A 15,374-nucleotide genomic window follows, 5' to 3' on the forward strand; every position below is an offset into this window, starting at 1 on the left:
TCCTTAAGAAGGGTTAACAGGCGGGTCGCATAAGCGCGTGGTAGCCGCGGTCAAACCACACCAGCCCCTGCGGGGCGGGGTGGCGGATAATGGACAGGATGTCGCAAAACAGAATGTCGTGGGTGCCGACGCTGACCACCTGGCTGATACGGCAATCAAACGAGGCCAGCGCCTCCTCCAGACGCGGGCAGCCCGTCTCGCCCGTCTGCCAGCGGGCAGCGGCAAACCGATCCTCCATCGGCGTTTTGCCGCCAAACAGGTTGGAGAGTGGCTCCTGTCCGGCGCTCAGGGTGTTGACGCACAGGGTGCGGTTTTCGCTAAACGTCGGCCAGACGGACGCGCCGCGGTTAAGACACACCAATAGCGTCGGGGGCGAGTCGGTGACGCTGCATACGGCGCTGGCGGTGAAGCCCGCTCTGCCAGCAGGGCCGTCGGTGGTGATGATATTGACCGCCGCGCCCACACAGGCCATGGCATCGCGAAAGGTTTGTTTATCGGGTGTCGTCATGATGGCTCCTTACGCCAGCCCGCAGGCATCTTCAAAGGCCAGGCGCGGCAGACGGCCGTAGAGTTTGCCCACATCGCCATAGCCGATATTGATCAGCAGATTGCTTTTCAGCAGCGTGCCGGTGAAAAAGGCTTCGTCGACTTTTTGCCGGTCAAAACCGGACATCGGGCCGGTGTCCAGCCCCAGGGCGCGACAGGCAAAAATGAGATAAGCGGCCTGCATGGAGCTGTTGCGAAAGGCGGTCTCTTCAGCGTGCGCGGGGCTGGTGGTAAACCAGCTCTTCGCATCCCCGTGCGGGAACAGTTCAGGCAGACGCTCATAAAATTCCGTGTCCCACGCCACAATCGCGGTGACCGGTGCGGTGAGGGTTTTCTCCAGGTTGCCGCTGGAGAGTGCGGGGCGCAGCTTCTCTTTACCCTCTGCGCTGCGCACAAACACAATACGGGCCGGGGAACAGTTAGCGGAGGTAGGCCCCCATTTCATCAGGTCGTAGATCTCGCGCAGCGTCTCGTCGCTGACCGGTATGTCCAGCCAGCCGTTGTGGGTGCGTGCGCCGGTGAACAGTGAATCCAGCGCGGCAGAGGTAATGGCTTCGCTCATCGAAACTCCTTATAAAGCGGGTTCATGGCTGTGCAGCAGGCTGGCAAGCCCGTTCAGCAGCAGGGTATTAAACGTTTCCGGCTCGGTGACGTTGCAGGCATGACCGCCCTGGCGCATCACCACGCTGTGGCTGTGCGGGAGCGCCGCCTGCAGCTCAGACGAGCAGACAGAGGGCACCAGCAGGTCATCGGCGGAACAGATAAGGTGTACCGGGCAGGCGATGCGGGCGGCATGGCGGCTAAAATCGGCCTTTTTCAGCGCGTTCAGCCTGCGCAGCAGATTGTTTTTGCCCTGAAAGTGCGCCAGCGCCAGTGCTTCTTCTGCCTCCAGACGCGGTGCGCGGGCGGCCATCCAGTCTGCCGGATAGAGAAACAGCGGCTGCGCCTCTACCCACGCCTGCGCGCCACCGGCATGCAGCAGCCGTTCGCGGATCTGAAAGCAGCGTCGGGTATGGGCATTCAGCGTCAGCCAGCCGTTGACGCACACCAGCGCCGTGAGGGCATCGGGGTGGTCGAGCGCCAGTTGCAGGCCGATCAGCGCCCCCAGCGCATGGCCGACCACACAGTAGCGGGTGATGCCGAACGCGGTCAGCGCCTGTGCCAGCTCACCGGCCATCTGCGCCAGGGTGTACTCTTCCGGCAGGGTGTCAGGGTTATTGCCGGTGCCACGCTGGTCGTAACTGACCACCTGATACTCCTGTTCCAGCGCGGCTAGCTGGGGTAACCAGTAGCTGCCGCCCCCGCCGAGTCCGGCAATCAGCACCACGACGGGCGCGCCGTCAAACGGGGGCGGTGAGACGGAGAGCTTCATGGCAGCCTCACTTTCCAATGTGCGCAACGGTGGCGATTTCAACCAGCGCGTCCGGCTTTACCAGCCCGCACTGAATGCAGAAGCGGGCCGGCTTATCGCCGGGGAAGAACTCCGCGTAGATCTCGTTAATCGCGGCGTAGTTTTTCCAGTCGGTGATAAAGATGCTGTTGAACGTCACATCCTCCATCGTGCCACCCGCGGTTTCGATCACGGTCTTGATCGTCTCCAGCACGTGGCGCGTTTGCGCCTTTGGGTCGTTGATAAACACCACGTTGTTGTCTTTATCAAACGGCAGGGTGCCAGAGACGTACACCACGCCATCGGCGAGCGTGCCGGGGACAAACGGCGCAATCGGCGTGCTGGTGCCCGGTGGAATAATCACGGATTTCGGCATCGTATGTCTCCTCAGGCGATACGGGCGAGCGGCGGGTTCAGGGCGTCGCAAAAATCGGCGACGTTACTGACCCAGCCAAAAAAGGTTTCGATATTGAACAGCGCCGCTTTCTGGGCAAATTCCGGCCCCGCCTGATGAGTGGCGTCTTCCAGTACCACGCCGAAATACTCGAGGAAGAAGCCGTCGCGCAGGGTCGACTCCACGCAGACATTGGTGGCAATGCCGGTAAAGACCAGATGACGAATGCCCCGGCTGCGCAGCAGGCTGTCGAGTGGCGTGTTGAAAAAGCCGCTGTAGCGCGGTTTGGGCAGCACGATATCGCCTGCCTCCGGCACCAGTTCATCCACCAGCTGATAATCCCAGCCACCTTTAGCCAGCAACTTGCCCTGCAGTTCGGGCCGTTTGCGCATGGTTTTCAGGGCGTTCGATTTGTGAAAATTGGGCGAGCCGGGGCCACCGGCTTCCACGTATTGATCGTCCCAGCCGTTCTGAAACCAGATGATGAGCATCCCGGCGGCGCGTGCGGCGGCGACGGCGGTTTTGATGTTCTCAATTACCGGCCGGGTGGCGGAGACGTCAAACCCCGCCAGATCCAGATAACCGCCGGGGCTGGCGTAGGCGTTTTGCATATCCACTACAATCAGCGCGCTCTGCGGTGCAGAAAAGGTGATGGCTTCCGGACGGGCATTAAGGGTTGTCATTACGCCACCTCCTTGGTGATGGCAGGAATGTGGGCGCGGCACTGCATCAGCGGCTGAATGCGCTCGCCGAAGGTCTCCACACCGGTGAGGAAATCGTCGAAGGTCAGCAGAACACCTTCCGCGCCGGGAACGGCGGCCACTTCGTCGAGCATTCTGGCAACGCTGGCATACGAGCCGACGAGCGTGCCCATGTTGATATTGACGGCAGAGGTCGGGTCGGCCATCTGGCGCACGTTGGTGTCCGCGCCGGAACGGGTATCTTTCTGGCTCTGTTCGGTGAGCCAGCTCAGGGCCTCGTCGTCGGCCCCGTCCTTATAACGCTCCCATTTGGCGCGCGCGGCCTCATCGGTTTCGTCGGCAATGACCATAAACAGCACGTAAGAGCCCACATCACGGCCGGTTTTGTCGGCGGCCTCTTTCATGCGTGCGGCGGTTGGGGCGAAGGCGGCGGGGGTGTTGACGCCTTTACCGAAACAGAAATTGAAGTCGGCGTATTTTGCCGAGAACGCCATTCCCGCGTCGCTCTGCCCGGCGCAGATCACCTTCATTGGCGCAGAAGGCTGCGGGCTGACGCGACAGTCATGCATGGTGAAGTAGTCACCTTTGAAATCGCTCTTGCCGGTACCCCACAGATCGCGCAGCACCTGCACGTATTCGGTAAGGTACTCATAGCGGCGCGAGAAGTACTCATCTCCCGGCCAGAGCCCCATCTGGTCGTACTCCGGTTTTTGCCAGCCGGTGACCAGATTGACGCCAAAGCGCCCCCCGGAGATGGAGTCGATGGTGGAGGCCATCCGCGCGACAATGGCTGGCGGCAGGGTGAGCGTGGCGGCGGTGGCGTAGATCTGAATCCGTGACGTCACCGCCGCCAGGCCCGCCATCAGGGTGAAGGACTCCAGATTGTGATCCCAGAATTCGGTTTTGCCGCCAAAGCCGCGCAGCTTGATCATCGAAAGTGCAAAGTCGAAATGGTAGTGCTCCGCTTTTTGCACGATGGCTTTGTTCAGCTCAAAGGTCGGCATGTATTGCGGGGCAGTGGTCGAGATAAGCCAGCCGTTGTTGCCGATGGGTACAAATACGCCAATTTTCATCACGAACCTCTCTTCACTACGTTGCAGGTGAACAGGGTTTTGCAAAGGGAGTGCCAGTTTTCAAAATGGCTTTGTTATTAATGTGTTAATCAATGGTTGATGAATTGAACGTGACAAAAGTGGACTAACTGGTCAAAAACATTGCACACAAAACAGGCATTCATGCGCGATGGGAGTGCAGAATGTCGTGGCGAGGCGGGGGTTTTGCTATGCTGTTGGCAACGCAGAATAAGGAGAGCGGGATGACACAAGGCGCAGTGAAAACAGCAGGTAAACGTTCGCAGGCGGTGAGCGCCAAAAAGCACGCCATCCTCAGTGCGGCGCTGGAGACCTTTTCACAGTTCGGCATTCACGGCACGCGCCTGGAACAGGTGGCGGAGCAGGCCGGGGTGTCCAAAACCAATCTGCTCTACTATTACCCGTCGAAAGAGGCGCTGTATGTGGCAGTAATGCAGCAGATCCTGGATATCTGGCTGGCGCCGCTAAAGGCCTTTCGTCAGGAGTTCGCCCCGCTGGTGGCGATCAAAGAGTACATTCGCCTGAAGCTGGAGGTGTCCCGTGATTATCCGCAGGCATCCCGGCTGTTCTGTCTGGAGATGCTGCAGGGCGCGCCGCTGCTGAAGGCAGAGCTGACGGGGGATTTAAAACAGCTGGTGGACGATAAATCCGCGATCATCGCCGGGTGGGTCGCCAGCGGCAAACTGGCACCTGTCGATCCGCAGCATCTGATCTTTATGATTTGGGCCGCCACCCAGCACTACGCTGACTTTGCGGCCCAGGTTGAAGCGGTAACCGGAAAGACGCTGCAGGACGAAGCGTTTTTCCAGAGCACTCTCGAAAACGTGCAGCGGATGATTATTGAAGGGATCCGCGTGCGCTAGTTTCCCTCTCCCTAACCCTCTCCCACGGGGAGAGGGGACTGTTCTGTGCTGTCTTTTATCCCTCGCCCCTATGGGGTGAGGGGACAGCTTAAGTTGCCCTCTTCACACTGCATCAGCGAGGCCAGAAACGCCTCGCGTTCCACGGTTTTCTCCGTCAGGCACTGACTAATGATCATAGGCTGCACGCTGCCTCCCTCGGTACCAGAACCGATAAAATTGCAATCCGCATCGCGCAGGGCGATCCACGCCTGCTGCGCCTTTTTCAGCAGGTCACGCTGTGGGGCCGCCGCACGCTTAATGGCGGACTGATAAGTCTGGTTGAGCTTTTTATCAGCGGCCTGGTACTGCTGCGCGCTACAGGTATTCAGTTCAAGCTGCGTAGTGGCGTTGTCGCACTCGTCGGCCAGCGCGCTGGCGCTCAGCAGCAGGGCGGCGCCTGCGAGAAATACTCTTTTCATCATCCCCTCCGTGTAAAAAAGCCGGATGCGCTGTGCTTATCCGGCCTAAGGTGAAGTTGTAGCCCCGGTTAGCGTAGCGTCACCGGGGAGAGTGTACACGATTACCCGATTGTCATCAGGCTGGCGTTACCGCCCGCTGCCGCGGTGTTGACGCTGAGCGAACGCTCCACGTACAGGCGCTCCAGCAGCAGGTTGGTTTCACCGCGGGCGAAGCCCTGCACCGAAACAATCGCCCCGCTGCGGGCCGCAACCTGCTCGCACAGTTCGCGCAGCTGATCGGAATCACCGTGGTAGATAACCGCGTCAAACGGCTGCGCAAGCAGGGCATCAGGCTTCGCAAAGTGAATGCGGGCAGAAACCGCTTTCGGCAGTTGCTTCGCCAGATCGCGGTGCAGACCGTCTTCCGGCCACAGCACTTCACAACCTGTTGCCATCGCGGCGGCCAGCTGAACCAGCGCATCCTGTTCGTTATCCGCCACGCACAGCACGCGTTCACGCGGCATCAGCGTCCAGGTGTTGCGTTCGCCGGTAGGACCCGGCAGCAGACGCTGCGTGCCAGCCTGCGCCAGCTCGCCGTACTGCTGTGCGACAGCGCGCAGCTCAGTACGTTTTTCCGCCCAGGTGATGAGTGCTTCCAGCGGCTGCGTCAGCACGGTTTTCAGCTGGACATCCACCGGATAGTCCGCGTCCTGGCGTGCCAGCGTCACGCCCAGCGCGCGCTCAGGACGGTTCGCCAGCAGACGGTACAGATAGAGCGGGCCACCCGCTTTAGGACCGGTGCCGGAGAGCCCCTCGCCGCCGAACGGCTGCACGCCCACGACCGCGCCAACCATGTTGCGGTTGACGTACAGGTTGCCCACTTTGGCGCTGCCGGTGACCTGGGCGATGGTTTCGTCGATACGGGTATGCACGCCGAGCGTCAGGCCATAGCCGGAGGCGTTGATCTGCTCAATCAATGCATTCAGGTTGTTACGGTTGTAACGCACCACGTGCAGGACCGGGCCGAAGACCTCTTTTTTCAGCTCGTCGAAGCTTGCCAGTTCGATAAGCGTAGGCGGCACAAAGGTGCCGGTCTGCCACTCGCGGGCATCTTCGCTGTTCTCGCGCACGGCCTGGAACACCGGACGGCCTTTGGCACGCATGGCTTGAATGTGGTTTTCAATATTCGCTTTGGCTTCCGCGTCGATCACCGGCCCGATATCGGTGGTGAGGCGGCCCGGGTTGCCCATGCGGCACTCGGCCATGGCACCACGCAGCATCTTCAGCGTGTGGTCGGCCACGTCGTCCTGCAGGCACAACACGCGCAGGGCGGAGCAGCGCTGACCCGCGCTGTCAAAGGCGGAGGCCAGCACGTCTACCACTACCTGCTCGGTGAGCGCGGAGGAGTCGACAATCATGGCGTTCATGCCGCCGGTTTCCGCGATGAGCGGCGTTGGGCGGCCCTGGGCATCCAGACGGGTGGCGATGTTACGCTGCAGCAGGGAGGCCACTTCGGTCGAGCCGGTAAACATCACGCCGCGCACGCGGTTATCCGCAGTGAGCTTCGCACCCACTGTTTCACCCCGCCCAGGCAGCAGCTGCACCACGCCCGCCGGTACGCCCGCTTCCAGCAGGATGTTAATCCCCTGAGCGGCAATCAGCGGGGTTTGCTCCGCCGGTTTGGCCAGCACGCTGTTGCCTGCGGCAAGCGCGGCGGCAATCTGGCCGGTGAAGATCGCCAGCGGGAAGTTCCACGGGCTGATACAGACCACAGGACCAAGCGGGCGGTGCGTTTCGTTATCGAAATCATCGCGTACCTGGCCTGCGTAGTAGTGCAGGAAGTCGACGGCTTCACGGACTTCGGCGATGGCGTTGCTGAAGGTTTTCCCCGCTTCGCGCACCAGGATACCAATGAGCGACTGCATCTGATCTTCCATCAGCACCGCGGCGCGTTCCAGAATGGCGGCACGTTCTTGCGGCGGGGTGGCGAACCAGATTGGCGCGTTGTTTACCGCGCTTTCCAGCGCCTGCTCCACTTCCGCTTCCGTGGCTTCACGCACGTAGCCGACAATATCTTTTGGCTCTGCCGGGTTGATCACCGGCTGCATCTCGCCGTCTGCGACCGGCTGTTCCAGCATCGGTTTGGCCTGCCATTTCTGCAGCGCGCTGTTGAGCAGGGCAGAAGAGAGGGACGCCAGACGGTGTTCGTTGGCGAGATCCAGACCCGCCGAGTTGATGCGGCCTTTGCCGTACAGCTCGCGCGGCAGGGCAATCTTCGGATGCGGCAGACCAATCTGGCCTTCCTGAGCCGCCATTTTCTCAACCGCCTGCACCGGATCGGCAACCAGTTCGTCCAGCGGCAGGGTGGTATCGGCAATGCGGTTAACGAAGGAGGTGTTCGCCCCGTTCTCCAGCAGACGACGCACCAGGTACGCCAGCAGGGTTTCATGGGTACCCACCGGAGCATAAATACGGCACGGACGGTTCAGCTTGCCCTCTGCCACTTTACCGGTGACCTGCTCGTACAGCGGTTCACCCATGCCGTGCAGGCACTGGAATTCGTACTGACCCGGATAGTAGTTCTGCCCGGCCAGGGTGTAGATCGCCGCCAGGGTATGAGCGTTGTGGGTAGCGAACTGCGGGTAGATCAGGTTTGGTACGCCGAGCAGTTTTTTCGCACAGGCGAGGTAAGAGACGTCGGTGTAAACCTTGCGGGTGTAAACCGGGTAGCCTTCCAGACCTTCCATCTGGGCGCGTTTGATCTCGCTGTCCCAGTAAGCGCCTTTTACCAGTCGGATCATCAGGCGACGACGGCTGCGGCTGGCCAGATCAATCAGGTAATCAATAACGAACGGGCAGCGTTTCTGGTAGGCCTGAATAACAAAGCCAATTCCGTTCCAGCCTGCCAGTTCCGGCTCAAAGCACAGTTTTTCCAGCAGATCGAGCGAGATCTCCAGACGGTCTGCCTCTTCGGCGTCGATGTTGATGCCAATGTCATACTGGCGCGCCAGCAGGGTCAGGGATTTCAGGCGCGGGTAGAGCTCTTCCATCACCCGGTCGTACTGCGCGCGGCTGTAGCGCGGGTGCAGGGCGGAGAGCTTGATTGAGATGCCCGGACCTTCATAAATACCGCGACCGTTGGACGCTTTACCGATGGCGTGGATCGCCTGCTGGTAAGAGACCATGTAGGCCTGCGCGTCGGCAGCGGTCAGGGCCGCTTCACCCAGCATGTCGTAAGAGTAGCGGAACCCTTTATCTTCCAGCTTGCGGGCGTTGGCCAGCGCTTCGGCGATGGTTTCACCGGTAACAAACTGCTCGCCCATCAGGCGCATCGCCATATCCACGCCTTTGCGGATCAGAGGCTCGCCGCTCTTGCCGATAATACGGTTCAGGGAGCGGGAGAGGTTCGCTTCGTTGTGGGTCGAGACCAGCTTGCCGGTAAACAGCAGACCCCAGGTGGCGGCGTTAACGAACAGCGACGGGCTGCGGCCAATGTGTGACTGCCAGTTGCCGTTGCTGATTTTGTCGCGGATCAGCGCATCGCGGGTGGCTTTGTCAGGGATACGCAGCAGTGCTTCTGCCAGACACATCAGCGCCACGCCTTCCTGGGAGGAGAGGGAAAACTCCTGCAGCAGGCTCTGCACCATACCGGCACGGCCGCTGGCGGTTTTCTGGTTACGCAGTTTGTCGGCCAGCTGATACGCCAGGCTGTGCGCCTGCGCGGCGACGGCTTCAGGCAGGCGAGCCTGCTCCAGCAGCATTGGCACGGCGTCCGTTTCAGCACGGCGGTACGCACCGGTAATGGCGGCGCGGCTGACGGACTGCGGCAGGATCTGCTCCGCGAACTCCAGGAACGGCTGATGATTCTCGTCGCCAGCAACCGGCGCGTCTTCGCTCTCATTGGCGGCACCTGCCAGCAGGGCGGGCAGCTCGGGCAGACCTTCGTCGCTCTCAAACCGTTCGAGATAGTTAAAAATTGCCTGCTTGATTAGCCAGTGCGGCGTGCGGTCAATGCGGGTTGCTGCGGTCTTAATCCGTTCGCGGGTTGCGTCATCCAGCTTAACCCCCATGGTGGTCATGCCCATGCCAAAACTCCTGTTGTTCTTTGATCGTGTTCGGTGGTTAGCCTGAAATATCCACCATGTTGCAACTTTGTGCAACTGTGTTAAATGTGACCCGGCTAGCAAGCTGAAAAATGAATGGATTGTTAACGGATGGTTAGCTGGAAAAAAGCGCTGGCTTCTGCATACGAAGCCTGTTTTTATGCGGTACTTAACACTTTTAAAAGGTGCAACCCGTATAAATGTGAGCGAGTGCAACCTATAGGAAAGACATATAAAACCGGGGATGAATTTGATGTAAATGCAGTGTTAAATCGTTTGTGTGCGAGCACTGCTTACGGCAGGATACGCGCGGCCAACAGAAACACAGATACCCATCACCCCGTTCCGGTGATGACATAACAAGGCAACCCGGACGGTTGTCGCTCGACTTTTGGAGAATTTGAATGGCAATGAGCACACCGATGCTGGTGACATTTCTCGTTTATATTTTTGGCATGATCCTGATAGGGTTTTTGGCATGGCGTTCTACAAAGAACTTTGACGACTACATTCTGGGTGGCCGCAGTTTAGGCCCAATGGTGACTGCGCTTTCTGCGGGGGCATCGGACATGAGTGGCTGGCTGCTGATGGGGCTGCCGGGTGCGATTTTCATCTCCGGCATCTCTGAAAGCTGGATCGCCATTGGCCTGACTCTCGGGGCGTGGATTAACTGGAAGCTGGTAGCAGGCCGTCTGCGCGTGCATACCGAAGTGAACAACAACGCCCTGACGCTGCCGGATTATTTCACCGGCCGTTTCGAAGATAACAGCCGCATTCTGCGCATTATCTCGGCGGTAGTGATCCTGCTGTTCTTCACTATCTATTGTGCCTCCGGCATTGTGGCCGGTGCGCGTCTGTTCGAAAGCACCTTCGGCATGAGCTACGAAACCGCCCTGTGGGCCGGTGCGGCGGCTACCATCCTCTACACCTTCGTGGGTGGGTTCCTGGCGGTAAGCTGGACCGACACCGTGCAGGCGAGCCTGATGATTTTCGCCCTGATCCTGACCCCGGTGATTGTGATCTTCACCGTTGGTGGTTTTGGCGAGTCGCTGGAAGTGATCAAGCAGAAGAGCATTGAAAACGTCGATATGCTCAAAGGGCTGAACTTTGTCGCCATTGTCTCCCTGATGGGCTGGGGTCTGGGCTATTTCGGTCAGCCGCATATCCTGGCGCGCTTTATGGCGGCCGACTCTCACCACACCATCGTTCATGCGCGTCGCATCAGTATGACGTGGATGATCCTCTGCCTGGCAGGGGCGTGCGCGGTGGGCTTCTTTGGCATTGCATACTTCAACAACAACCCGGCGCAGGCGGGAGCGGTAAACCAGAACGCCGAGCGTGTGTTTATCGAGCTGGCGCAGGTGCTGTTTAACCCATGGATTGCCGGTATTCTGCTCTCCGCTATTCTGGCGGCGGTGATGTCCACCCTGAGCTGCCAGCTGCTGGTCTGCTCCAGTGCGATCACCGAAGACCTCTACAAGGCATTCCTGCGTAAAGGCGCAAGCCAGAAAGAGCTGGTGTGGGTAGGGCGCTTCATGGTGCTGGTGGTGGCGCTGGTGGCCATTGCGCTGGCGTCGAACCCGGAAAACCGCGTGCTGGGTCTGGTGAGCTACGCGTGGGCGGGCTTTGGTGCGGCGTTTGGTCCGGTGGTGCTGTTCTCCGTGATGTGGTCGCGTATGACCCGTAACGGCGCGCTGGCGGGGATGATTATCGGTGCGGTCACGGTTATCGTCTGGAAACAGTTCGCGTGGCTGGGCCTGTACGAAATTATCCCGGGTTTCATCTTCTGCAGTCTCGGTATTGTGGTCTTTAGCCTGCTGGGTAAAGCGCCGTCTGCCTCCATGCAGAAACGCTTTGCGGAAGCGGATGCCCATTACCACACTGCGCCGCCGACGAAGCTACAGGCTGAGTAATTTTTCTTCCTGCACACTGTAAGCCGGGTGAGCGTCAGCGCCACCCGGCTTTTTTCTTGCCAAAATCCGTAATTTACGGTGATATCGCTGCACTTATAACAATGAGGATAGCGAAGCATGACAATCAAAACAGGGTTACTGGCAGTGGCATTCCTGATGCTGGCTGGCTGTACGGCACCGTCGCAGCATACGGCGACTGACACCTGCAAAGTGGATAACCAGATGCAGCAGACCACGCTTTATTTCGGCTTAAATCGTCCGGCCGGGGCGCAGATCACCCCCGACGAGTGGCAGCAGTTTGTTGACCGGGACGTGACGCCGCGTTTTCGTGATGGCTTAACGGTGTTTGATGCGCGCGGACAGTGGCTGGGCAACGACGGTAAAGTAGCGCGTGAGCCGAGCAAGGCGTTGATGCTGATCCACGGAAAAGATGTGCAGAGCGAGAAGAACATTGAGGCGTTACGCGGTATCTATAAGTCCCGCTTTGCGCAGGAGTCGGTGATGCGGGTCGATCAGCCGGTGTGTGTGCAGTTTTAATGAAAACGGCGGGATAACCCGCCGTTGTTGTATCGTAGGCCGGGATCGCTGCGCGCCACCCGGCATCACATCACAGCACCAGGCCCGCAAAGCTCGCCGACAGCAAACTCACCAGCGTCGCGCCATACACCAGACGCAGACCAAACCGCGACACCACGTTGCCCTGCTGCTCGTTCAGGCCCTTGATTGCACCTGCGACAATACCGATAGAGGCGAAGTTGGCGAACGACACCAGGAACACGGATAAAATCCCCAGTCCGCGCGGTGACATCTGATGCGCAATTTTTTGCAGTTCAATCATCGCCACAAATTCATTCGCTACCAGCTTAGTTGCCATAATACTGCCGGCATTTAAGGCATCGCTCAGCGGAATACCCACCAGCCACGCCAGCGGATAAAACACATAGCCCAGGATCTGCTGGAAGCTCATGCCAAATACGCTGGAGAAGAGGGCGTTAATGGCGCTAATAAGCGCAATAAAGCCAATCAGCATCGCCAGAATAATCATCGCCACTTTAAAACCGGCCAGAATATACTCGCCCAGCATTTCGAAGAAGCTCTGGGATTCATGCAGTTTTTCGAGCTTAATATCCGGCTCCGCTTCCGGGCGAACCGGGTTGATGACGGAGAGAATAATAAAGGTGCTGAACATGTTCAGAATGAGCGCCGCCACCACAAATTTAGCGTCGAGCATGGTCATATAGGCACCGACAATCGACAGGGAGACGGTCGACATGGCCGTGGCCGCCATGGTGAACAGGCGACGTGACGAGAGATCGCCCAGTACGCCCTTGTAGGCAATAAAGTTTTCAGACTGTCCGAGGATCAGAGAACTCACCGCGTTAAAGGATTCCAGCTTGCCCATGCCGTTCAGTTTTGACAGCAGCGTGCCAATCAGCCGAATAAAAATCGGCAGAATGCGCCAGTGCTGAAGAATACCAATGAGTGCGGAGATAAAAATAATTGGGCAAAGCACGCCGAGGAAAATGAACGCCAGCCCTTTTTCACCCATTCCGCCAAAGACGAAATTGGTCCCTTCGCCGGCAAATTTCAGCAGTGATTCAAAGAAACCGGAGACGTATTTAATCAGGAATAACCCGCTTTCGGCGTGCAGGAAAAAGAACGCCAGCGCAATTTCAATAACGATCAGCTGTAAAACAAAGCGAATGCGAATTTTTCGGCGGTCAAAACTTACCAGCCAGGCAAGCGCAAGAATAATCACCAGCGCCAGCAGGAAATGGACAATCTTAAACATGGTTTATTTTCGGTTAGTTTGCGAGGCGGATATTTAGCCACAGCGCTGATTAACCGTAAATGGGCATTTTCGTTATACCTTATAAACCGGAACGTCACGAGCGCAACTATTACCCCGCGATGCGTTTACAACTCGTCATCAAAAACCACACATTTCGCTTGTTTTTCTTATCGCCGTAATGATAATCACTATCACAAGAATTTACCTTTCTTTGCATCAGTTGACCGCGATAAACATTTAAGGTGTCTGCATGTTTGTTCCTTTTCTCATTATGTTACGCGAAGGCCTGGAAGCGGCCCTCATTGTTAGCCTCATCGCCAGTTATCTGAAGCGAACCCAGCGCGGACGCTGGATTGGGGTGATGTGGATAGGGGTTTTCCTCGCCGCTGCGCTCTGTCTGGGCCTGGGCATTCTGATCAATGAAACCACCGGTGAATTCCCGCAGAAAGAGCAGGAGCTGTTCGAAGGTATCGTTGCCGTGATAGCGGTGGTGATCCTCACCTGGATGGTGTTCTGGATGCGTAAAGTCTCGCGTAACGTGAAGATGCAACTGGAGCAGGCGGTAGATAATGCCCTGCAGAAGGGAAATCATCACGGCTGGGCGCTGATCATGATGGTCTTTTTCGCCGTGGCGCGTGAAGGTCTGGAATCCGTTTTCTTCCTGCTGGCTGCCTTTCAGCAGGATGTGGGGATCTGGCCACCGCTGGGGGCGATGCTGGGGCTGGCAACGGCCGTGGTGCTGGGTTTCCTGCTCTACTGGGGTGGCATTCGCCTGAACCTGGGGGCCTTCTTTAAATGGACCAGCCTGTTCATTTTGCTGGTGGCCGCAGGGCTGGCGGCAGGGGCGATCCGCGCTTTCCATGAGGCGGGTCTGTGGAACCACTTCCAGGATGTGGCGTTCGATCTCAGCAATGTTATTTCTACCCATTCACTGACCGGCACGCTGCTCGAAGGGATCTTCGGCTACCAGGAAACGCCAAGCGTCAGTGAAGTGGCGATGTACTTTATCTATCTTATTCCGGCGCTGGCGCTGTTCTTTATGCCATCGCGCCCCAGCGCTCAGCCGTCGCGTACTGCGCCCTGATGTGCTTACTGTAGTTACAACATACTTTTAAAAGGGAAGGGTCATGGCAATTCAATTTCGTCGTAGTGCGTTACAGGTTGGTGTGGCAGCGCTTGTTGCTTCTGCCTTCGCCGCTCAGGCTGCTGATATTCCACAGGTCAAGGTGACGGTGAATGATAAGCAGTGTGAGCCGATGACCATTACGGTCAACAGCGGTAAGACACAATTTATTATTCAGAACCACAGCCAGAAAGCGCTGGAGTGGGAAATTCTCAAAGGCGTGATGGTCGTGGAAGAGCGCGAAAATATCGCGCCGGGCTTTAGCCAGAAAATGACGGCTAACCTGCAGCCGGGTGAATATGACATGACCTGCGGTCTGCTGACCAACCCGAAAGGTAAGCTCATCGTTAAGGGGAATGCCACAGCGGATGCCGCGAAAGGCACGGCCCTGCTGAGCCTGGGCGATGCCATCACCGCTTATAAAGCGTATGTCATCAAAGAGACGGCAGACCTGGCAGCGGGAACCAAAGCCTTTACGGATGCGGTGAAAGCGGGCGATATCGAAAAAGCGAAATCCCTGTATGCGCCCACCCGTCAGCACTACGAGCGCATTGAGCCGATTGCGGAGCTGTTCTCCGATCTTGATGGCAGCATTGATGCCCGTGAAGACGATTACGAGCAGAAAGCGGCCGATCCAAAATTCACCGGCTTCCACCGTCTGGAGAAAGCCCTGTTTGGCGATAACTCCACCAAAGGGATGGAGAAGTATGCCGATCAGCTCAACAGCGACGTGCTGGAGCTGCAAAAGCGCATCAGCGAGCTGGCCTTCCCGCCATCTAAAGTGGTGGGCGGTGCGGCCGGACTGATTGAAGAAGTGGCCGCCAGCAAAATCAGCGGTGAAGAAGATCGCTACAGCCACACTGATCTGTGGGATTTCCAGGCGAACGTCGATGGCGCACAGAAAATTGTTAACTTGCTGCGCCCACAGCTGCAGAAAGAGAACAGCGAGCTGCTGGCGAAAGTGGATGTAGATTCAACCTGTCAACGCAACACCCTTTTCAATTATCTCTTTCGGTGTTTT

General features: G+C 58.1%; 14 protein-coding genes. 5 read left to right on the forward strand and 9 right to left on the reverse strand.

Annotated elements, in window-relative coordinates:
• Positions 1-13: 13 nt before the first annotated feature.
• Genes rutF through rutA form a run of 6 tightly spaced genes read right to left on the reverse strand, consistent with a single transcriptional unit; the run spans position 14 to position 4,104 of the window.
• Positions 14-508: an NADH-dependent FMN reductase RutF gene (gene rutF / locus HX884_RS01120; RefSeq protein ID WP_045902804.1), complete on the reverse strand. Its 495-nt coding sequence runs from the start codon at positions 506-508 to the stop codon at positions 14-16.
• Positions 509-517: 9 nt separating this feature from the next.
• Entirely contained in the window at positions 518-1,108 is a 591-nt protein-coding gene (locus tag HX884_RS01125; protein WP_013097197.1) for a malonic semialdehyde reductase, read from the reverse strand.
• Between the two features lie 9 nt (positions 1,109-1,117).
• On the reverse strand, positions 1,118-1,918 hold the full coding sequence (gene rutD, locus HX884_RS01130; RefSeq protein ID WP_062934252.1) for a pyrimidine utilization protein D: 801 nt from the start codon (positions 1,916-1,918) through the stop codon (positions 1,118-1,120).
• A gap of 7 nt (positions 1,919-1,925) precedes the next feature.
• A complete protein-coding gene (gene rutC, locus HX884_RS01135) occupies positions 1,926-2,312 on the reverse strand; it encodes a pyrimidine utilization protein C (protein WP_013097195.1) in 387 nt (128 codons plus the stop codon).
• Between the two features lie 11 nt (positions 2,313-2,323).
• Positions 2,324-3,013 carry a pyrimidine utilization protein B gene (rutB, locus tag HX884_RS01140; protein ID WP_013097194.1) on the reverse strand — a complete coding sequence of 230 codons (690 nt, stop codon included), beginning with the start codon at positions 3,011-3,013 and terminating at the stop codon, positions 2,324-2,326.
• Complete coding sequence (gene rutA, locus HX884_RS01145) at positions 3,013-4,104, reverse strand: pyrimidine utilization protein A (protein WP_178327507.1); 1,092 nt, start codon at positions 4,102-4,104, stop codon at positions 3,013-3,015. Before rutA ends, rutB begins: the two co-directional genes overlap by 1 nt.
• Before the next feature lie 242 nt (positions 4,105-4,346).
• On the opposite strand from rutA, the gene rutR reads away from it, so the two are divergent.
• Positions 4,347-4,985 (forward strand): HTH-type transcriptional regulator RutR, encoded by a 639-nt coding sequence (rutR, locus tag HX884_RS01150; protein WP_013097192.1) that lies wholly within the window; start codon positions 4,347-4,349, stop codon positions 4,983-4,985.
• Between the two features lie 68 nt (positions 4,986-5,053).
• On the opposite strand, the gene HX884_RS01155 is transcribed toward rutR, so the two are convergent.
• Together HX884_RS01155 and putA are read right to left on the reverse strand one after the other, a co-directional pair.
• Positions 5,054-5,443, reverse strand: a complete 390-nt coding sequence (locus tag HX884_RS01155; RefSeq protein WP_029882762.1) for a lysozyme inhibitor LprI family protein — start codon at positions 5,441-5,443, stop codon at positions 5,054-5,056.
• A 101-nt stretch (positions 5,444-5,544) separates the two neighbouring features.
• The gene (gene putA / locus HX884_RS01160) at positions 5,545-9,507 is read right to left on the reverse strand and encodes a trifunctional transcriptional regulator/proline dehydrogenase/L-glutamate gamma-semialdehyde dehydrogenase (protein WP_178327508.1); all 3,963 of its coding nucleotides are present in this window, start codon (positions 9,505-9,507) and stop codon (positions 5,545-5,547) included.
• Positions 9,508-9,929: 422 nt separating this feature from the next.
• On the opposite strand from putA, the gene putP reads away from it, so the two are divergent.
• Both putP and HX884_RS01170 read left to right on the forward strand, forming a co-directional pair.
• Positions 9,930-11,438, forward strand: coding sequence for a sodium/proline symporter PutP (gene putP, locus HX884_RS01165; protein WP_178327509.1), 1,509 nt, complete (start codon positions 9,930-9,932; stop codon positions 11,436-11,438).
• Between the two features lie 117 nt (positions 11,439-11,555).
• Positions 11,556-11,975, forward strand: a complete 420-nt coding sequence (locus HX884_RS01170) for a DUF3574 domain-containing protein (protein ID WP_178327510.1) — start codon at positions 11,556-11,558, stop codon at positions 11,973-11,975.
• 70 nt (positions 11,976-12,045) lie between these two features.
• Here the strand turns inward: HX884_RS01170 and HX884_RS01175 are convergent, their stop codons facing one another.
• Complete coding sequence (locus HX884_RS01175) at positions 12,046-13,230, reverse strand: NupC/NupG family nucleoside CNT transporter (RefSeq protein WP_020689647.1); 1,185 nt, start codon at positions 13,228-13,230, stop codon at positions 12,046-12,048.
• 250 nt (positions 13,231-13,480) lie between these two features.
• Here HX884_RS01175 and efeU point away from each other — a divergent pair, with 250 nt between their 5' ends.
• Entirely contained in the window at positions 13,481-14,314 is an 834-nt protein-coding gene (gene efeU / locus HX884_RS01180; RefSeq protein ID WP_178327511.1) for an iron uptake transporter permease EfeU, read from the forward strand.
• 43 nt (positions 14,315-14,357) lie between these two features.
• On the forward strand, positions 14,358-15,374 hold a 1,017-nt coding region (gene efeO, locus HX884_RS01185), incomplete at its 3' end, for an iron uptake system protein EfeO (RefSeq protein WP_178327512.1).

The organism is Enterobacter sp. SECR19-1250, from assembly GCF_013391025.1.
In the GTDB taxonomy this organism is placed as follows: Bacteria; Pseudomonadota; Gammaproteobacteria; order Enterobacterales; family Enterobacteriaceae; genus Enterobacter; species Enterobacter cloacae.

Excerpts from the sequence above, each read along its gene's own strand:
- rutB (WP_013097194.1), bottom strand. The coding sequence starts at position 3,013 with ATGACAACCCTTAATGCCCGTCCGGAAGCCATCACCTTTTCTGCACCG.
- rutC (WP_013097195.1), bottom strand. The coding sequence starts at position 2,312 with ATGCCGAAATCCGTGATTATTCCACCGGGCACCAGCACGCCGATTGCG.
- putP (WP_178327509.1), top strand. The coding sequence starts at position 9,930 with ATGGCAATGAGCACACCGATGCTGGTGACATTTCTCGTTTATATTTTT.
- HX884_RS01155 (WP_029882762.1), bottom strand. The coding sequence starts at position 5,443 with ATGAAAAGAGTATTTCTCGCAGGCGCCGCCCTGCTGCTGAGCGCCAGC.
- rutF (WP_045902804.1), bottom strand. The coding sequence starts at position 508 with ATGACGACACCCGATAAACAAACCTTTCGCGATGCCATGGCCTGTGTG.
- HX884_RS01170 (WP_178327510.1), top strand. The coding sequence starts at position 11,556 with ATGACAATCAAAACAGGGTTACTGGCAGTGGCATTCCTGATGCTGGCT.
- efeU (WP_178327511.1), top strand. The coding sequence starts at position 13,481 with ATGTTTGTTCCTTTTCTCATTATGTTACGCGAAGGCCTGGAAGCGGCC.
- HX884_RS01175 (WP_020689647.1), bottom strand. The coding sequence starts at position 13,230 with ATGTTTAAGATTGTCCATTTCCTGCTGGCGCTGGTGATTATTCTTGCG.
- rutA (WP_178327507.1), bottom strand. The coding sequence starts at position 4,104 with ATGAAAATTGGCGTATTTGTACCCATCGGCAACAACGGCTGGCTTATC.
- rutR (WP_013097192.1), top strand. The coding sequence starts at position 4,347 with ATGACACAAGGCGCAGTGAAAACAGCAGGTAAACGTTCGCAGGCGGTG.
- putA (WP_178327508.1), bottom strand. The coding sequence starts at position 9,507 with ATGGGCATGACCACCATGGGGGTTAAGCTGGATGACGCAACCCGCGAA.
- rutD (WP_062934252.1), bottom strand. The coding sequence starts at position 1,918 with ATGAAGCTCTCCGTCTCACCGCCCCCGTTTGACGGCGCGCCCGTCGTG.
- HX884_RS01125 (WP_013097197.1), bottom strand. The coding sequence starts at position 1,108 with ATGAGCGAAGCCATTACCTCTGCCGCGCTGGATTCACTGTTCACCGGC.